This is a genomic window from Spirillospora sp. NPDC048824 (assembly GCF_043198455.1).
Classification (GTDB): domain Bacteria; phylum Actinomycetota; class Actinomycetes; order Streptosporangiales; family Streptosporangiaceae; genus Spirillospora.
The window spans coordinates 101,768-117,753 of sequence record NZ_JBICUS010000018.1; the positions used below are offsets into that span (position 1 = coordinate 101,768).

Genomic DNA, 15,986 nt, shown 5'->3' on the forward strand with positions numbered 1-15,986 from the left:
ATCTAAGGAGCCGTACATGACAGCGGGTGTCGCCGACGCCGGCAGCCGAACCCCGCAGCCGGACATCTCCGGTACCGTCCCGCTGCCAGAGCGCATCGCGGTCGTGGTGTTCGTGGTCGCGCCGATCATCGGGGTACTGGCGGCCGTCCCCTTCCTCTGGGGCTGGGGGCTCGGCTGGACGGACGTGGCCATCTTCGCCTTCCTCTATCCGCTCAACGCGATCGGGATCACGGTCGGCTACCACCGGCACTTCACCCACGGCGGCTTCAAGGCCAAGCGGTGGCTGCGGATCGCGTTCGCCATCCTGGGCGGGCAGGCGATGCAGGGATCGGTCGTCCGGTGGGTCGCCGACCACCGCCGCCACCACAAGTACTCCGACCAGGAGGGCGATCCGCACTCGCCGTGGGCGTACGGGCCGGGCGTGTGGGGTCTCACCAAGGGGCTGTACCACGCGCACATGGGCTGGCTGTTCAGCAAGGACAGGACGTCCCGCAGCAAGTACGCACCGGACCTGCTCAGGGACAAGGACATCCGGTTCCTGTCCCTCGACCCGGTCTACGCCGTGATCGTCCTCTCCACGTTCCTCGTCCCGATGGGGCTCGGCGCGCTGCTCACCCTCTCCTGGCACGGCGCCCTCACCGCGCTGTTCTGGGGCGGCCTGATGCGGGTGTTCGCCGGCGAGCACGTCACGTTCTCGATCAACTCGATCTGCCACGTGTTCGGCAGGGAGGACTTCAAGACCCGCGACAAGGCCCGCAACGTGTGGTGGCTGGCGATCCCGTCGTTCGGCGAGTCCTGGCACAACCTGCACCACGCGGACCCGACGTGCGCCCGGCACGGCGTCCTCAAGGGGCAGATCGACATCAGCGCCCGCGTCATCTGGATCTTCGAGAGGCTCGGCTGGGTCTGGGACGTGCGCTGGCCCGACCACGAGCGCCTCGCCTCCCGCCGCGTCCCCCGCGGGCGCGGCCTCCGCGACGGGACCGCCCCGGACGCCGCCGCGGACCCCGTCTCCTCCTGACCCGCCTCCCCGTACAGGAGCCACGAAGCATGACCGAACTGCCCGCCCTCGACCGGACGCCCCTCATCGAGCGGCTGTCCCGGTTCGCCAAGGACTTCCCCGACGACCGCGCCTACACGTTCATGGACTACATGAAGGACCCGGACGGCGTCGCCCTCCACGTCACCTGGGGCGAACTGGACAGGCGCGCCCGCTCCATCGCCGCCGCGATCCGCCGCGCCACCGAGCCGGGGCGGCGGGTGGCGCTGCTCGCCCCGCAGGACCTCCACTACGTCACCGGGTTCCTCGGCGCGATGTACGCCCGCGTCATCGGCGTCCCGCTGTTCTCGCCGGACCTGCCCGGCCACGGCGACCGGCTCCTGGCCGTCTACCAGGACGCCGAACCCGACGTCGTGATCACCACGAGCGCGTCGCTGCCGCACGTCAGGGCGTTCCTGGCGGACAACAGCGTCGGCGAACCCGCCGAGATCATCGTCGCGGACCAGGTGGACGGGACGCTCGACTGGACGCCCGAGCCGATCGACCCGGACGACGTCGCCTACCTGCAGTACACCTCCGGTTCGACCCGCACCCCCGCCGGGGTGATCATCACGCACGGCAACTTCGCGACGAACGCCGAGCAGCTGTGGCGGACGTTCGAGGGCATCCCGCGCGAGTCGTCAGGCGTGAACTGGCTGCCGGTGTTCCACGACATGGGCCTGGTCACCACCGTCGCGCTGCCGCTCGTGTACGGCAACCCCGGCGTGATCATGGACCCGGTCGCGTTCATCATGCGTCCCGTCCGCTGGCTGGAGCTGCTCAGCGCGCAGAGCCACGCGTTCACCGGCGGCCCGAACTTCGCCTACGAGTACCTCACCGCGCAGGTCACCGAGGAGGAGAAGAAGGGCCTCGACCTCAGCGGCGTGCAGGTCTTCATGAACGGCGCCGAGCCGATCCGGGAGAGCACGCTCAGCGGGTTCTACGAGGCGTTCAAGGACTGCGGGCTGAAGCCCGAGGCGCAGGTGTGCGCCTACGGCCTGGCCGAGGCGACCGTCTACGTGTCGGCGTCGTCGCGTTTCCGGGAACCGACGCGCCAGGCGTTCGACCACGAGCGGCTCCGCCGCGGCGCCGCCGAGCCGTGCGCCGCCGACGCGCCCGGCGCGATCCAGCTGATCGCCTGCGGGACGTCCTACGGCCAGCACGCCGTCATCGTCGACTCCGAGACCGGCAACCGGCTCCCGGACGGGGAGGTCGGCGAGATCTGGGTGCACGGCCCGAACGTCGCCGCCGGCTACTGGGGGCGCCCGGAGGCCACCAGGGAGACCTTCCAGGCACGGCTCAACGACCCGGGCGACCTGCCCGCCGGGCCGTGGCTGCGCACCGGCGACCTCGGCGTCCTGCACCGGGGCGAGCTGTTCGTCACCGGCCGGATCAAGGACCTGGTCATCATCGACGGCCGCAACCACTACCCGCAGGACATCGAGTTCACCGTCTCGGGCGCCCACAAGGCCATCCGCCCCGAGTACACCTGCGCCGTGTCCGTCGACGTGCCCACCGACACCGGCGAGACCGAGGGCCTCGTCGTCATCGCCGAGCGGAACCGGCGGGTGCCGATCGCGCTGCTCGACCCGGACGAGGTCGCGCAGTCGGTGCGGACGGCCGTGAAACAGCAGCATGACCTGCGCGTCCACGACTTCGTGCTGATCGAGCCCGGCGGCCTGCTCCGCACCAGCAGCGGGAAGATCGCGCGGTCCGCCTGCCGTCTCGCCTACCTCGACGAGACGCTGCCGACCACGGAGGTGCCCGCCAGGACCGAGTGACCCGGGCTCACGCCTCCTCGCCGGCGTCCCGCAGCCAGACGGGAAGCAGCAGCATCAGCTCCAGCCGCAGCGCCGGGTCCTCGATGTCGTAGTCGAAGATCTCGTGGAGCTGCGCGAGCCGGTACCGGACCGTCTGCGGGTGCACGCTCAGCGCCTCCGCGGCGTCGGTCGCGTTGAAGCCGTGCTTGAGGCACTCCAGCATCGTGACCGCCAGCCGGCCGCCGCGGTGCGGGCCGAGCGCGGTGAGCGGCGTCAGCCTGCGCCGCGCCGCCGCCTCGGCGAGCGTCCAGCCCTCCTGCAGCAGCAGGTCCGGCATGTGCCGGTCCGCGTGGACGAGGACGCCGGTCCGCCGCGCGCTCCCGTTCACCCGGGGACCCGGGGCCGGTGCGTGCCCGAGCCGCCCGGCGGCCATCAGGTCGAGCGTCCGGTGCGCCCAGTGCAGGGAGATGCCCGCCTGGTCCGCCGGCACCGACGGCCCGACCGCGCCCGTCCACCCGCCGAGGGTCGCGGTGAGCCGGTCGGACCCGCCCGGGCGGTCCGGGTCCGGCATCACCAGGCACGGCCGCCCCCGGTCGAGGCCGCTGAGCAGTCCCGGCGGCAGCCCCGCCGGGCCCTCCCCGCCACTGCCGGGACGCGGGGTCAGCACGATCACCGCCAGCCGCTCCGGCAGCGCCCAGCCGGCCAGGTTCGCCTGCTCGGCGACGATGTCCTTCGGTGCGGGCGGGTCGGACAGCAGCAGGCTCAGCAGCCGGCCGCGGCGCTGCTCCCGCTCGCCCGCCGCCTTCTCCCGGGCACGCGCGTAGCCCTGCGCGGCGGCGGACGCCAGCAGATCCAGGTACGCGAAGTTCACCTCGGTCAGCGAGATCGCCAGCTCGCGCGGCTTCCTCAGCCGATCGGCCTCCCGCGACAGGTACCGCCAGGCCGTCCGGGACGCGATCCGAAGCGCGTTCTGCAGATGCTCCAGCGAGCGTCCCTCGACCGCCTCCCCGTACCCGATGTCGAAGAAGACCTGGTGCACTTCCTGCCAGGACGCGTCCGGATCGGCGATCATCTGGACGAAGTGCCCCATGCCCCGCTCCGCCGCGATCCGCATCGCATCGATGTAGACGGGATCGTCGGGCCGGGCGTACTCGGGAACGTGCCGCAGCACCCCCTCGACCATGATGTCGGCCAATGCCGCAAGGTGCGGCCGCATCCACTCCGCCTCTTCGCGGGGGACGTCCCTCCACGGCTGGGCCGACAGCTCGTCCCCGGAGGATTTCACATGCACCTCGGTCAAGAGTCACCTCCGGAGTGGACGCCTGGGCCGCCAGGCTAGGCACATCCCGCCCCCCGCGACACTCACTTCGGTGATAAACCCACCCGGCACCCCCGGAACGGCCACGGCCCGAGGGACGCGTTCAGTCCGCTGGTCGTTTCGGGTGCGGGCTGACGGGTACCGGCGCAGCGGAGGTCGGGCGATGGATCATGAAGCGGTGCCCGCCGGGGACGGGCGGCGGCGGATCGCGCGGACGGATGTGCTGCTCTGCGATCCGCGGCTCGCGCGGGCGGAGGAACGGCTCGGCCGCGGGGTCGTGAAGGCGGCCCTCGTCGCGGCCCAGAGGCGGGCGAGGGCGGGGGAGATCCCGCCGGACGCGGTGGCCGATGCGGCGGTGGAGGCGTTGCCGGCGACCGCGTCCGGGCTGCGTCCCGTGATCAACGCGACCGGCGTCCTGCTGCACACCAACCTGGGGCGGGCGCCGCTGTCGGACGCCGCGCGGGACGCGGTGGCCGTGGCGTCGCGGGCCACCGACGTCGAGCTGGACCTAAGGACCGGCAAGCGGGCGAGGCGGGGACGGTCGGTGCTGGCCGCGCTGCTGGAGCGGGTGCCGCAGGCGGAGGCGGCGCACGTCGTCAACAACGGGGCGGCGGCGCTCGTGCTCGCCGCGACCGCCCTCGCGGGGGACGGGGAGATCGTGATCAGCCGCGGCGAGATGGTGGAGATCGGGGACGGGTTCCGCATCCCCGAACTGCTCGCGGCCACGGGCGCGCGGCTGCGGGAGGTCGGCACGACCAACCGGACCACGCCGGACGACTACGCGGCGGCGGTCGGGGACGAGACCGGCTTCATCCTCAAGGTGCATCCGTCGAACTTCCGCATGACGGGTTTCACGCAGGGCGCCGACGTCGCCGAACTGACCGGGCTCGGTGTGCCGGTCGTCGCCGACATCGGCTCCGGGCTGCTCGCGCACGAGCCGCTCCTTCCGGACGAACCCGACGCGGCCTCGATGCTCAAGGCGGGCGCGCACCTGGTCACGGCCAGCGGCGACAAGCTGCTCGGCGGGCCGCAGTGCGGGCTCGTCCTCGGACGGGACGACCTGGTGCGGCGGCTGGCCCGCCATTCGCTGGCGCGGGCGCTGCGGGTGGGCAAGCTGACGCTCGCCGCGCTGGAGGCCACCGTCCGCGGCCCGCGCACCCCGACGGACGCGGCCCTGCACGCGGACGCGGCGGCGCTGCGGGAGCGGGCCGGGCGGCTCGCCGCACGACTGCGGGACGAGGGCGTGGACGCGATGGACGTCGAGAGCGAGGCGGCGGTCGGGGGCGGCGGCGCGCCCGGCGTCGTCCTGCCGAGCGCGGCGGTGTCGCTGCCCGGCGGGTACGCGGCGCGGCTGCGGCGGGCGGCACCGGCGGTGATGGGACGCGTCGAGGATGGGCGCTGCCTGCTCGACCTGCGCTCGGTGCCGCCGGGTCAGGACGACGAGATCGCCGGGGCGGTGCGGGCGGCGGCGCGATGACGCACGTCATCGCCACCGCGGGCCACGTGGATCACGGCAAGTCCACGCTCGTCCGCGCCCTCACCGGGATGGAGCCCGACCGGCTGGAGGAGGAGCGGCGGCGGGGCCTGACGATCGACCTCGGCTTCGCCTGGACGACGCTCCCCGGCGGCGGGCGGATCGCGTTCGTGGACGTCCCCGGGCATGAGCGCCTCGTCGCGACGATGCTGGCGGGGGTCGGGCCCGTCCCCGGCGTCATGTTCGTGGTCGCGGCCGATCAGGGCTGGCAGCGGCAGTCGGAGGAGCACCTGGCGGTCCTGGACGCGCTCGGCGTCCGGCACGGCCTCCTCGTCGTGACGCGCCGCGACCTCACCGGCGAGGCGGCGGCGAACCGGGTGCGGGACGACGCGCTCGCCCGCATCGCGGCCACCTCGCTCGGCAAGGTCGAGGCGGTCACGGTCAGCGGCGCCACGGGCGAGGGCGTCGACGGGCTGCGGGACGCGCTGGAGCGGCTCACCGGGTCGCTGCCGCCCCCCGACGGCGAGGCCGATGTCCGGCTCTGGGTCGACCGGGTCTTCACCATCCGGGGCCGGGGCACCGTCGTGACCGGGACGCTCGGCGCCGGGACGATCCGCGTCGGGGACCGGCTCGCCGCCGGCGGCGGGCTCGTCCGCGTGCGCGGGCTGCAAAGTCTCAAGGAGGACCGGGAGACGGTCGGCGCCGTCGCCCGCGTCGCCGTCAACGTGCACGGCGGCACGGGGGACATCGGCCGGGGCGACGCCCTGCTGGCGCCGGGACGCTGGCTCGGCGCCGACGTCATCGACGTGCGGCTGCGCGGCGACCCGGCCCGGGACCTGCCGCGCGAGCTGGTCCTCCACGTGGGGTCGGCGGCGGTGCCGGTGCACGTCCGCCCGCTCGGCGACGACACCGCCCGGATCTCGCTGCGGCGGCCGCTGCCGCTGCGGGTCGGAGACATCGCCCTGCTGCGCGACCCCGGACGCCACCGCGTCCCCGCCGGGGTCACGGTGCTGGACGTCCGCCCCGAGCCGTTCACCAGGCGGGGCGCGGCGGCGGCCCGGGCACGGGAGCTGGCCTCCCTGACCGGGCGCCCGGACGGCGCCGCCGAGCTGCGCCGCCGCGGCCTGATCAGGCGGACGGACCTGATCGCGATGGGCGTCCCCGTCTCCAGCGAGCCCGTCGCCGGTGACTGGGTCGCCGACCCCGGCCTCTGGGACGAACTGCGCAAGCGTCTCGTCGCGGTCGTCGAGGAGCACGCCGCCGCCGACCCGGCCGACCCCGGGATGCCCGCCGAAGCCGCCCGAAGGGCCCTCGGCCTGCCCGACCGCGCGCTCCTGGACGCGCTCGCGGCCGGGCTGCGGCAGCGCGACGGGCGGATCTACGGCCGGGCGACCGTGCCCGAGCTGCCCCCGGCCGTCCGGGCGGCCGTCGACGCCGTCCGCCGCGAGCTGGCCGAGACCCCGTTCCGGGCCCCCGACGCGAACCGCCTCGCCGAACTGGGCCTCACCCCGAAGATGCTCGCCGCCGCGGCCGGGGCCGGCGCGCTCCTCAGAATCGGCGACGGGATCGTCCTGCTGCCCGGCGACGACGCCCGCGCCGCCGCGCTGCTCGCGGAGCTCGGCGACACGTTCACGCTGAGCGAGGCGCGCCGCGCCCTCGGCACCACCCGCCGCGTCGCCGTCCCGCTGCTGGAGCACCTGGACGAGCGGGGCTACACGGTCCGCGTGGACGACCTCCGCCGGCGCTGCACAGGAAGGACGACATGACCCAGGCCGAGACGACCCAGCCTGCCACGAACCAGCCTGCCACGCCCCAGCCTGAGATGACGAAGAGGCTGACCGGGTACGCGCACGGCGGAGGCTGCGCCTGCAAGATCCCGCCGGGTGAACTGGAAGACGTCCTCGCGGGCCTGGGGGCAGTCCCCGCGTCCCCGAACGGAGAGCTGATCGTCGGCCTCGAAACCGGCGACGACGCGGCGGTCGTCCGCGTCCCCGGCTCCCCGGGCCGCCTGGCCGCCGTCGCCACCGCGGACTTCTTCACCCCCGTCGTCGACGACCCGTACGACTGGGGCAGGATCGCCGCCGCGAACGCGCTGTCGGACGTGTACGCGGTCGGCGGCCGTCCCCTCGTCGCGGTGAACCTGCTCGCCTGGCCCCGCGCCGTCCTGCCGTTCGAACTGGCACGGGAGGTGCTGCGCGGCGGCCTCGACGTCGCGTCCCGGGCGGGCTGCCACGTCGGCGGCGGCCACAGCGTGGACGACCCGGAACCCAAGTACGGCATGGCCGTCACCGGAGTCGCCGACCCGGCCCGCCTCCTGCGCAACGACGCCGGCAGGCCCGGCGTGCCGCTCACCCTCACCAAGCCGCTCGGCATCGGGATCCTGAACAACCGGCACAAGGCGACCGGCGAGGTCTTCGAGCACGCCGTCGCCGCCATGGTCGGGCTGAACGCGGCCGCGTCCGCCGCCGCACTGGACGCCGGGGCCGTCTGCGCCACCGACGTGACCGGCTTCGGGCTCCTCGGCCACCTTTACAAGATGGCCCGCGCGTCCGGCGTCACCGCCGTGGTCGACGCCGCCGCCGTCCCCTACCTGGACGGCGCCCGCGAGTCCGCCCGCGCCGGATACGTCAGCGGCGGCACCCGCCGCAACCTCGACTGGGTCGCCCCGCACACCGACTTCGGCGATGCGGGCGAGGAGGAACGCCTCCTCCTCGCCGACGCCCAGACGTCCGGCGGCCTCCTCATCGCCGGCGAGATCCCCGGCGCCCCCGTCATCGGCGAACTGATCCCCGCCGCCGCCCACCCGCTGATCGTCCGCTGACCTGAGGCGTGCCGCCCCCATGGCACCGCCGACAGGGGCGGCATGCCGCGGTGACCGTCGTCCGGTCAGACCTCGGTTCCGGTGTCGCCGGTGATGCCGGCCCGGTCCCGGTACTCGCGGACCAGGGCCGCCGCCGCGGGGCCGCGAGGGCGGCGGCCCGGGCGGATGTCGCACGACAGGGCCTTCGCCTCCTGGATGTGCGTGTTCGGGTCGAGGACGAGATGCAGCAGCTCGTTCGCCGCGTCGCCCGTGGTGTAGCCGTTCGGGCCCCAGTGGTAGGGCAGGCCGACCTGGTGCAGGGTCCGCCCGTCCACGGTGAGGGGCTGCATCCGCCCGGTCACCATGACCCGCGCCTCCACGACGGCGCGCGGGCTGACGATCGTCGCCCAGCCGCCGTGCTCCAGTCCCCGCTTCGCCGCCAGCTCAGGCGAGATCTCGCAGAAGAACTCCGGCTGGAGCTCGGCCAGGTACGGCTGCCACCGCGACATCCCGCCCGCCGTGTGATGCTCGGTGAGCCGGTACGTCGTCGCCACGAACGGGTACACGTCCGCGCCCGGCGCGTCGCCGCTCGGCGCCGACCGGTTGTCGGGATGCGGCGGCAGCAGATGCCGGACGGGATTGCGCTGCTGCTTGTACAGCGGATTCGTGAACGGCGACTCCTGCGGCTCGTAGTGCGTCGGCAGCGGGCCGTCCATCAGCCCGGCCGGGACGTACAGCCACGCCTTGCCGTCCGCCTGCATGATGAACGGGTCGGTGCCGGCGAGCGCGTCCGGGCCGGTCGCGTCATCCGGCGGCTCGTAGTCCGGCGGGCGGTCGGCGACGAAGTCGGGCACGTCGTGGCCCGTCCACTCGCCCTGCTCGGCGTCCCACCACACGAGCGCCTTGCGTTCGCTCCACGGGTTGCCCTCCGGGTCGGCGGACGCCCGGTTGTAGATGATGCGGCGGTTCATCGGCCACGCCCACCCCCACTCGGGCGCCACCCAGCTCTGGTCCCGGCCCGGCTTGCGGCGCGCCGTCTGGTTGACGCCGTCCGCGTAGCAGCCGCAGTAGATCCAGCAGCCGCACGAGGTGGACCCGTCGCCCTTGAGCTGCGTGTAGGACGACAGCGGGTTCCCGTCACCGTCGTAGCCGTTGATCTCCGCGAGAACCGCCTCGGCGTCCGGCTCGTCTAGGTCGCCATGCGTCGGGTAGTCCCACGTCAGGTCGAGAACCGGGCGGTCCATCTCGTCGGACGAGCCGGCGAGCTTCTCCCGGATGATCCGGCCCAGGTGGTACATGAACCACAGGTCGCTGCGCGCGTCCCCGGCCGGCTCCACGGCCTGGTGGTGCCACTGCAGCATCCGCTGCGTGTTGGTGAAGCTGCCGTCCTTCTCGGTGTGCGTCGCGGCGGGCAGGAAGAACACCTCGGTGCCGATGTCCTCGGTGCGCATCTCGCCGGTCTCGATCTCCGGGCCGTCCTTCCACCAGGTCGCCGACTCGATCTGCGAGAAGTCGCGGACGACGAGCCAGTCCAGGTTCGCCATCCCGAGCCGCTGGACCTTGGCGTTCGCCGACCCGACGGCCGGGTTCTCGCCCATCAGGAAGTAGCCCTTGCACACCCCGTCGATCTGCGCCATCGCCGTCTCGTACGTGCTGTGCGACCCGGTCAGGCGCGGCAGATAGTCGAAGCAGTACTCGTTGTCCTCCGTCGCCGCGTTGCCCCAGTACGACTTCAGCAGGCTGACCATGTAGGCGCGCATGTTGCCCCAGAAGCCCTTGCGCGCCGACTCGCCCTGGACGAACGACTCCAGATCCAGGTTCGTGTGCGCGTGCGGCATCGGGATGTACCCGGGAAGCAGGTTGAACAGCGTCGGGATGTCCGTCGAGCCCTGGATGGACGCGTGCCCGCGCAGCGCCATGATGCCGCCGCCCGGACGCCCGATGTTGCCGAGCAGGCTCTGCAGGATGGCCGCCGTCCGGATGTACTGGACGCCGACCGTGTGCTGCGTCCACCCGACCGCGTAGGCGAACGCGGTCGTCCGGTCACGGCCGGAGTTGTCGGCGACCATCTCGCACACCTTGAGGAACTGGTCCCGCGGGACGCCGCAGATCCGCTCGACCATCTCCGGCGTGTACCGCTCGTAGTGCCGCCTGAGCACCTGGAACACGCACCTCGGGTGCTCCAGCGACGGGTCCCGCTCGGGGTGGCCCTCGCCGATCGCCGCGCCGCCGGACCCGTGCGCCTCACCGCGTCCCGCCTCCGCGACGGCCCGGATGCGGTCCTCGTACTGCAGGTCGCGCTGCCCGGCGGCCGACTGGACCTGCATGCCCTCGTACTGCCACGTCGTGTGGTCGTAGCTGCGCCCCTCCCGGTCCAGGCCGGAGAAGACCCCGTCCAGGTCCTCGGTGTCGCGGAAGTCCTCTGTCAGGATCGTCGACGCGTTGGTGTAGGAGACGACGTAGTCGCGGAAGTACTTCTCGTTCTGCAGGACGTAGTTGACGATCCCGCCGAGGAACGCGATGTCACTGCCCGCGCGCAGCGGGACGTGCGCGTCCGCGAGAGCGCTCGTCCGCGTGTACCGCGGGTCGACGTGGATCAGCTTGGCGCCGCGCGCCTTCGCCTCCATCACCCACTGGAACCCGACCGGATGGCACTCGGCCATGTTCGAGCCCTGGATGACGATGCAGTCCGCGTTCTGCAGATCCTGCTGGAAGCTGGTCGCGCCGCCGCGTCCGAACGAGGTTCCCAGACCGGGAACGGTGGAGGAGTGTCAAACACGCGCCTGATTCTCGATCTGTACCGCGCCGAGCGCGGTGAACAGCTTCTTGATCAGGTAGTTCTCCTCGTTGTCGAGCGTGGCGCCGCCGAGGCTCGCGATGCCCAGCGTCCGCCGCACCCGCAGCCCGTCGTCGCTCTCCCACTGCCAGCCGTGCCGGCGCGCCTCGATCACCCGGTCGGCGATCATGTCCATCGCCGTGCCGAGGTCGAGCCGCTCCCAGTCCGTGCCGTGCGGGCGCCGGTAGAGGACCTGGTGTTCGCGGGCCGACCCGGTGGTCAGCTGGAGGCTCGCCGCGCCCTTCGGGCACAGCCGCCCCCGGCTGACCGGTGAATCCGGGTCGCCCTCGATCTGGGTGACCTTGCCGTCCTGGACGTACACGTCCTGCCCGCAGCCGACCGCGCAGTACGGGCAGACGGATTTCACGACCTTGTCGGCGGTGCTCACCCTCGCTTCGAGCCGTTCGGTGCCCGCGCTCTTGGCGGCCGCCCCCCGGCCCAGCGGATCGTCGCCGGCGAACTGGCGGTAGACGGGCCATGACCCGATCCATCTGTGAACGCCCACGTCACACCGCCCTTCTCACCTCGGCGCGGCCTCCACCTACCCGCCGCCTCGCCCGTGAAACACGGCCTCGCCGCCGTACCTCGGGGAACGGCTCAGCCGAGGACGGCCGTCCCCGCTTTGCCGACCAGTTCCGCGAACTCGGCGCGTTCGGACGGCGACAGGGCGCGCTCGTACACGGCGGCGGTGAGCCTGTCGGTCATCTCCTCGGCCTCCGCGCGCTGCGGCTTGAGGGCGTCGCAGTCCGGGAAGTCGCCCTGCCAGCCGAGGAACTGGGCCCGCTCGGGCGGGTTCGCGGCGAGGACGGCCTCAAGAGGGGCGAGCCCGGCCGCGGTCGTCGCGACGAGGTGCAGCGCGCCGCGCCATTCCCGCAGGAGGTGGAGCACGTGCGTCAGGCGCGCCGGCCCGTCCTCGGGGAGGGGTTCGGCCCGCCACCCGCAGAACAGCGGCAGTCCCGACCCCTCGGCCGCCCGCACCACCTGTTCGGCCAGTTCGCAGAGGCGCGGGTCGTCCGGGACGTGCTCCCGGCCCCAGTCCGCGCACGCGAGCGCGTACCGCCGTGCCGCCTCGCGCGCCCCGGCGACCGCGACGCCCTCCTCCCACATGGGCCGGACGAGTCCCGGCGCGAACCAGCCCAGCGCGGCGGTCACGACGTCGGCGTCGACGTCGCCCAGCACCCCGCAGCGCCCGGCGAAGTAGTGCGCGAAGGGGTTGTCGAACCCGTTCTTCTTCCCGTGCGCCCACGTCGCCTTGTCGAGCATCCACTTCGCCCCGATGTCATGGATGATCTGGTCGACGGCCCGCGTGGTCTCCGCCGCACTCAACTCGCCCATAGAAGCTCTCCTCCGCTCGTCGGTAAGCCGAAGGTTACTGGTGAGCGGGGAGCGGTTGCTGCGCGGCGGTGTTGACATCCGGGTTAGTTAGCGCAAACATTCGCGTGTAGCGGTACAAAAGGCGCGGGGAGGCGATGTGGCCGCCGAATCACCGGAGACGGCCGACGGCCGGCGGCTGGCGGTGATGGAGGACGTGGCCGCGATGGCCGGCGTCTCGGCGATGACCGTGTCGCGGGTGCTGAACTCGCCCGAGAAGGTGCGGCCGCAGACCCGCGCCCGGGTGATGGCGGCGGTGCGGGCCCTGGACTACCGGCCGAACTCGGCGGCGCGGGTGCTGGCCACCGGCAGGTCCGGCGTCCTCGGCGTGGTCAGCTTCGACACCACGCTGTACGGCCCGGCGTCCACGCTGTTCAGCATCGAGCAGGTCGCCCGCGAGCACGACTACAACGTCAGCATCGTCAGCCTGAGCTCCCTGAACCGCCGCTCGATCGGCGAGGGCGTGGAGCGGCTGCGCGCCCAGTCGGTGGACGGGATCATGGTCGTGGCGCCGCACGAGTCGGCGGCGGAGGGCCTGAAGGAACTGCCGTCCAGCACCCCGCTCGTCGCGGTCGGCGCGGGCGCGGACGTGCCGTTCCCCGTCGTCGCGGTCGACCACCGGGCCGGTGCCGAACGCGCCGTGCGGCACCTGCTCAGCCTCGGGCACGAGACCGTCCTGCACCTGGCCGGCCCGGCCGACTGGGTGGACGCGATCGGGCGGGTCGACGGCTGGCGCACCGCGCTGGAGGCCGCGGGACGCGAGGTCCCGGCGTCGCCCGCCGGCGACTGGAGCGCCCGGTCCGGCTACGAGTACGGCCGGCGGATCGCCGCCGACCCCGAGGTCACCGCCGTCTTCGCCGCCAACGACGCGATGGCGCTCGGCCTGCTGCGCGCCCTGCGCGAGGCCGGCCGGGACGTGCCCGGCGACGTCAGCGTCGTCGGCTTCGACGACGTCCCGGAGGCCGCCTACTTCCCGCCGCCGCTCACCACCGTCCGGCAGAACTTCGCCGAGGTGGGGCGGCGGGCCTTCGACCTGCTGCTCGACCGGATCGGCGGGCCCCTGGAGCAGGGGTCGCGCCGGGTCGTCGAACCGGAACTCGTCGTCCGGGAGAGCACCGGGGTCCGCCGCCGGACCTAGCCCCCGTCCCGTTCCCGCGAGCCCAGTCCTTCGTCACGCCACATGATGTTAGCGCTAACAGAACGGAGCCGAGATGCCAGAGCCAGCCGGCGGGACCGCCGCGCTCCGCACGGAGCTGGCCGTCCTGCACCAGCTCCTCGTCGAGGGCGGGCTGGTCGTGTGGACGGCCGGGAACGTGTCGGCGCGCGTCGACGCCGACACCTTCCTGATCAAGCCGAGCGGCGTGCCGTACGAGCGGCTCACCCCCGACGCGATGGTGCTGTGCGACCTGGAGGGCAAGCCGGCCGGCGAGCCGGCGCTCAAGCCGTCCAGCGACGTGTTCGCCCACGCCTACGTGTACCGGCACCGCCCGGACGTCGGCGGCGTTGTGCACACCCACTCGACCTACGCGACCGCGTGGGCGGCGCGGGACGAGCCGATCCCGTGCGTGCTGACCGCGATGGCCGACGAGTTCGGCGGCGAGATCCCCGTCGGCCCGTTCGCGCTCATCGGAGGCGACGACATCGGCCGCGGCATCGTCGAGACCCTCGCCGGCCACCGCAGCCCCGCCGTGCTGATGCGCAACCACGGCGTCTTCACGATCGGCGCCGACGCCCGCGCCGCGGTCAAGGCGGCCGTGATGTGCGAGGACGTCGCCCGGACCGTCCACCTGGCGCGCCAGATCGGCGAACCGCTCCCGATGGACGCAGGCGACATCGACCGGCTGTACGACCGCTACCAGAACGTCTACGGGCAGAGGGGCCGACCATGAGCTTTCCGAACCGCGAGATCTGGTTCCTCACCGGCAGCCAGGGCCTGTACGGCGAGGACACCCTCCGGCAGGTCGCCGAGCAGTCCGCGGCGATCGCCGCGCGGCTCGGGGACGCGCTGCCGGTCACCGTGAGGTGGCTGCCCGTCCTCACCGGCGCGGACGCCATCCGCCGGACGTGCCTGGACGCCGGCGCCGACGACTCCTGCATCGGCCTGATCGCGTGGATGCACACCTTCTCCCCGGCGAAGATGTGGATCGCCGGGCTGGACGTGCTGACCAAGCCGCTGCTGCACCTGCACACTCAGGCGAACGTCGGGCTGCCCTGGCATTCGATCGACATGGACTTCATGAACCTGAACCAGGCGGCCCACGGCGACCGCGAGTTCGGATACGTCCAGTCGCGGCTCGGCGTCGCCCGCAAGACCGTCGCCGGGCACGTCTCCGACCCGTCGGTCGGGGTCCGCGTCTCCGGGTGGGCGCGGGCGGCGGCGGGCCTGCACGAGCTGCGGCGGCTGAAGCTGGCCCGCTTCGGCGACAACATGCGGGACGTCGCCGTCACCGAGGGCGACAAGGTCGAGGCCCAGCTGCGGTTCGGCGTCTCCGTCAACACCTACGGCGTGAACGACCTGGTCGAGGTCGTGGACGCCGTCCCGGACGACGACGTCACCGAACTCGTCAAGGAGTACGACGACCTCTACGACATCGTCCCGGAACTGCGTCCCGCCGGCGAACGCCACGACTCCCTCCGCTACGGCGCGCGGATCGAGCTCGGCCTGCGGGCGTTCCTCGACGACGGCGGCTTCAAGGCGTTCACGACGAACTTCGAGGACCTCGGGGGGCTCCGGCAGCTCCCCGGCCTCGCCGTCCAGCGGCTCATGGCCGACGGCTACGGCTTCGGCGGCGAGGGCGACTGGAAGACCGCGACGCTGCTGCGGACGCTGAAGGCCGCGGCCGCCGGCCTGCCCGGAGGCACGTCCTTCATGGAGGACTACACCTACCACCTCGAACCCGGCAACGAGCTGATCCTCGGCGCGCACATGCTGGAGGTCTGCCCGTCCATCGCCGCCGGGCGCCCCTCGCTGGAGATCCATCCGCTGGGCATCGGCGGGCGCGAGGACCCCGTCCGGCTGGTCTTCGACGCCGAGCCGGGCCCGGCCGTCGTCGCCGGGCTCGCCGACATGGGCGACCGGTTCCGCCTGGTCGCCAACGAGATCGAGGTCGTCGCGCCGCCGGAGCCGCTGCCGATGCTGCCGGTCGCCCGCGCGGTGTGGCGTCCGCTGCCGGACCTGCGCACGTCCACCGAGGCCTGGCTGACCGCAGGGGCGCCGCACCACACCGTCCTGTCGGCGGCGCTCGGCGCGGACGAGCTGGACGATCTCGCCGAGATGGCCGGGGTGGAACTGCTCACCATCGACGCCGGCACCACGCTGCGCCAGTTCACGAAGGAGATCCGCTGGAACCAGGCGTACCACCGCTTGGCCAGGGGCCTGTAAGGATCA

General features: G+C 73.2%; 11 protein-coding genes. 8 read left to right on the forward strand and 3 right to left on the reverse strand.

Annotated features, from left to right (window positions below):
• Positions 1–16: 16 nt before the first annotated feature.
• Together ACGFIS_RS30150 and ACGFIS_RS30155 are read left to right on the forward strand one after the other, a co-directional pair.
• The gene (locus tag ACGFIS_RS30150; protein ID WP_392906136.1) at positions 17–1,021 is read left to right on the forward strand and encodes an acyl-CoA desaturase; all 1,005 of its coding nucleotides are present in this window, start codon (positions 17–19) and stop codon (positions 1,019–1,021) included.
• A gap of 29 nt (positions 1,022–1,050) precedes the next feature.
• Entirely contained in the window at positions 1,051–2,820 is a 1,770-nt protein-coding gene (locus ACGFIS_RS30155) for a fatty acyl-AMP ligase (protein WP_392906135.1), read from the forward strand.
• A 7-nt stretch (positions 2,821–2,827) separates the two neighbouring features.
• Here ACGFIS_RS30155 and ACGFIS_RS30160 read toward each other — a convergent pair whose 3' ends face one another.
• Complete coding sequence (locus ACGFIS_RS30160; RefSeq protein WP_392906514.1) at positions 2,828–4,090, reverse strand: PucR family transcriptional regulator; 1,263 nt, start codon at positions 4,088–4,090, stop codon at positions 2,828–2,830.
• Between the two features lie 190 nt (positions 4,091–4,280).
• On the opposite strand from ACGFIS_RS30160, the gene selA reads away from it, so the two are divergent.
• Genes selA through selD form a run of 3 tightly spaced genes read left to right on the forward strand, consistent with a single transcriptional unit; the run spans position 4,281 to position 8,412 of the window.
• Positions 4,281–5,594 (forward strand): L-seryl-tRNA(Sec) selenium transferase, encoded by a 1,314-nt coding sequence (gene selA / locus ACGFIS_RS30165; RefSeq protein WP_392973324.1) that lies wholly within the window; start codon positions 4,281–4,283, stop codon positions 5,592–5,594.
• Positions 5,591–7,357, forward strand: coding sequence for a SelB C-terminal domain-containing protein (locus tag ACGFIS_RS30170; RefSeq protein ID WP_392973326.1), 1,767 nt, complete (start codon positions 5,591–5,593; stop codon positions 7,355–7,357). Before selA ends, ACGFIS_RS30170 begins: the two co-directional genes overlap by 4 nt.
• Positions 7,354–8,412: a selenide, water dikinase SelD gene (selD, locus tag ACGFIS_RS30175; protein WP_392973328.1), complete on the forward strand. Its 1,059-nt coding sequence runs from the start codon at positions 7,354–7,356 to the stop codon at positions 8,410–8,412. The genes ACGFIS_RS30170 and selD overlap by 4 nt, the downstream gene beginning before the upstream one ends.
• Positions 8,413–8,477: 65 nt before the next feature.
• Here the strand turns inward: selD and fdh are convergent, their stop codons facing one another.
• Positions 8,478–11,732 carry a formate dehydrogenase gene (gene fdh, locus ACGFIS_RS30180; protein WP_392973330.1) on the reverse strand — a complete coding sequence of 1,085 codons (3,255 nt, stop codon included), beginning with the start codon at positions 11,730–11,732 and terminating at the stop codon, positions 8,478–8,480.
• A gap of 92 nt (positions 11,733–11,824) precedes the next feature.
• Positions 11,825–12,562, reverse strand: coding sequence for a hypothetical protein (locus tag ACGFIS_RS30185; protein WP_392906127.1), 738 nt, complete (start codon positions 12,560–12,562; stop codon positions 11,825–11,827).
• 184 nt (positions 12,563–12,746) lie between these two features.
• Here ACGFIS_RS30185 and ACGFIS_RS30190 point away from each other — a divergent pair, with 184 nt between their 5' ends.
• The 3 genes from ACGFIS_RS30190 (at position 12,747) to araA (ending at position 15,980) form a co-directional block, all read left to right on the forward strand.
• Positions 12,747–13,736, forward strand: coding sequence for a LacI family DNA-binding transcriptional regulator (locus tag ACGFIS_RS30190; RefSeq protein ID WP_392906512.1), 990 nt, complete (start codon positions 12,747–12,749; stop codon positions 13,734–13,736).
• 73 nt (positions 13,737–13,809) lie between these two features.
• Positions 13,810–14,487, forward strand: coding sequence for an L-ribulose-5-phosphate 4-epimerase (locus ACGFIS_RS30195; RefSeq protein WP_392906125.1), 678 nt, complete (start codon positions 13,810–13,812; stop codon positions 14,485–14,487).
• On the forward strand, positions 14,484–15,980 hold the full coding sequence (araA, locus tag ACGFIS_RS30200) for an L-arabinose isomerase (protein WP_392973332.1): 1,497 nt from the start codon (positions 14,484–14,486) through the stop codon (positions 15,978–15,980). The genes ACGFIS_RS30195 and araA overlap by 4 nt, the downstream gene beginning before the upstream one ends.
• Positions 15,981–15,986: the final 6 nt, after the last annotated feature.

What these genes read in the sequence shown, in the direction of transcription:
- ACGFIS_RS30150 (WP_392906136.1), top strand. Translation starts at nt 17, where the DNA reads ATGACAGCGGGTGTCGCCGACGCCGGCAGCCGAACCCCGCAGCCGGAC.
- ACGFIS_RS30155 (WP_392906135.1), top strand. Translation starts at nt 1,051, where the DNA reads ATGACCGAACTGCCCGCCCTCGACCGGACGCCCCTCATCGAGCGGCTG.
- selA (WP_392973324.1), top strand. Translation starts at nt 4,281, where the DNA reads ATGGATCATGAAGCGGTGCCCGCCGGGGACGGGCGGCGGCGGATCGCG.
- ACGFIS_RS30170 (WP_392973326.1), top strand. Translation starts at nt 5,591, where the DNA reads ATGACGCACGTCATCGCCACCGCGGGCCACGTGGATCACGGCAAGTCC.
- selD (WP_392973328.1), top strand. Translation starts at nt 7,354, where the DNA reads ATGACCCAGGCCGAGACGACCCAGCCTGCCACGAACCAGCCTGCCACG.
- ACGFIS_RS30185 (WP_392906127.1), bottom strand. Translation starts at nt 12,562, where the DNA reads ATGGGCGAGTTGAGTGCGGCGGAGACCACGCGGGCCGTCGACCAGATC.
- ACGFIS_RS30190 (WP_392906512.1), top strand. Translation starts at nt 12,747, where the DNA reads ATGGAGGACGTGGCCGCGATGGCCGGCGTCTCGGCGATGACCGTGTCG.
- ACGFIS_RS30195 (WP_392906125.1), top strand. Translation starts at nt 13,810, where the DNA reads ATGCCAGAGCCAGCCGGCGGGACCGCCGCGCTCCGCACGGAGCTGGCC.
- araA (WP_392973332.1), top strand. Translation starts at nt 14,484, where the DNA reads ATGAGCTTTCCGAACCGCGAGATCTGGTTCCTCACCGGCAGCCAGGGC.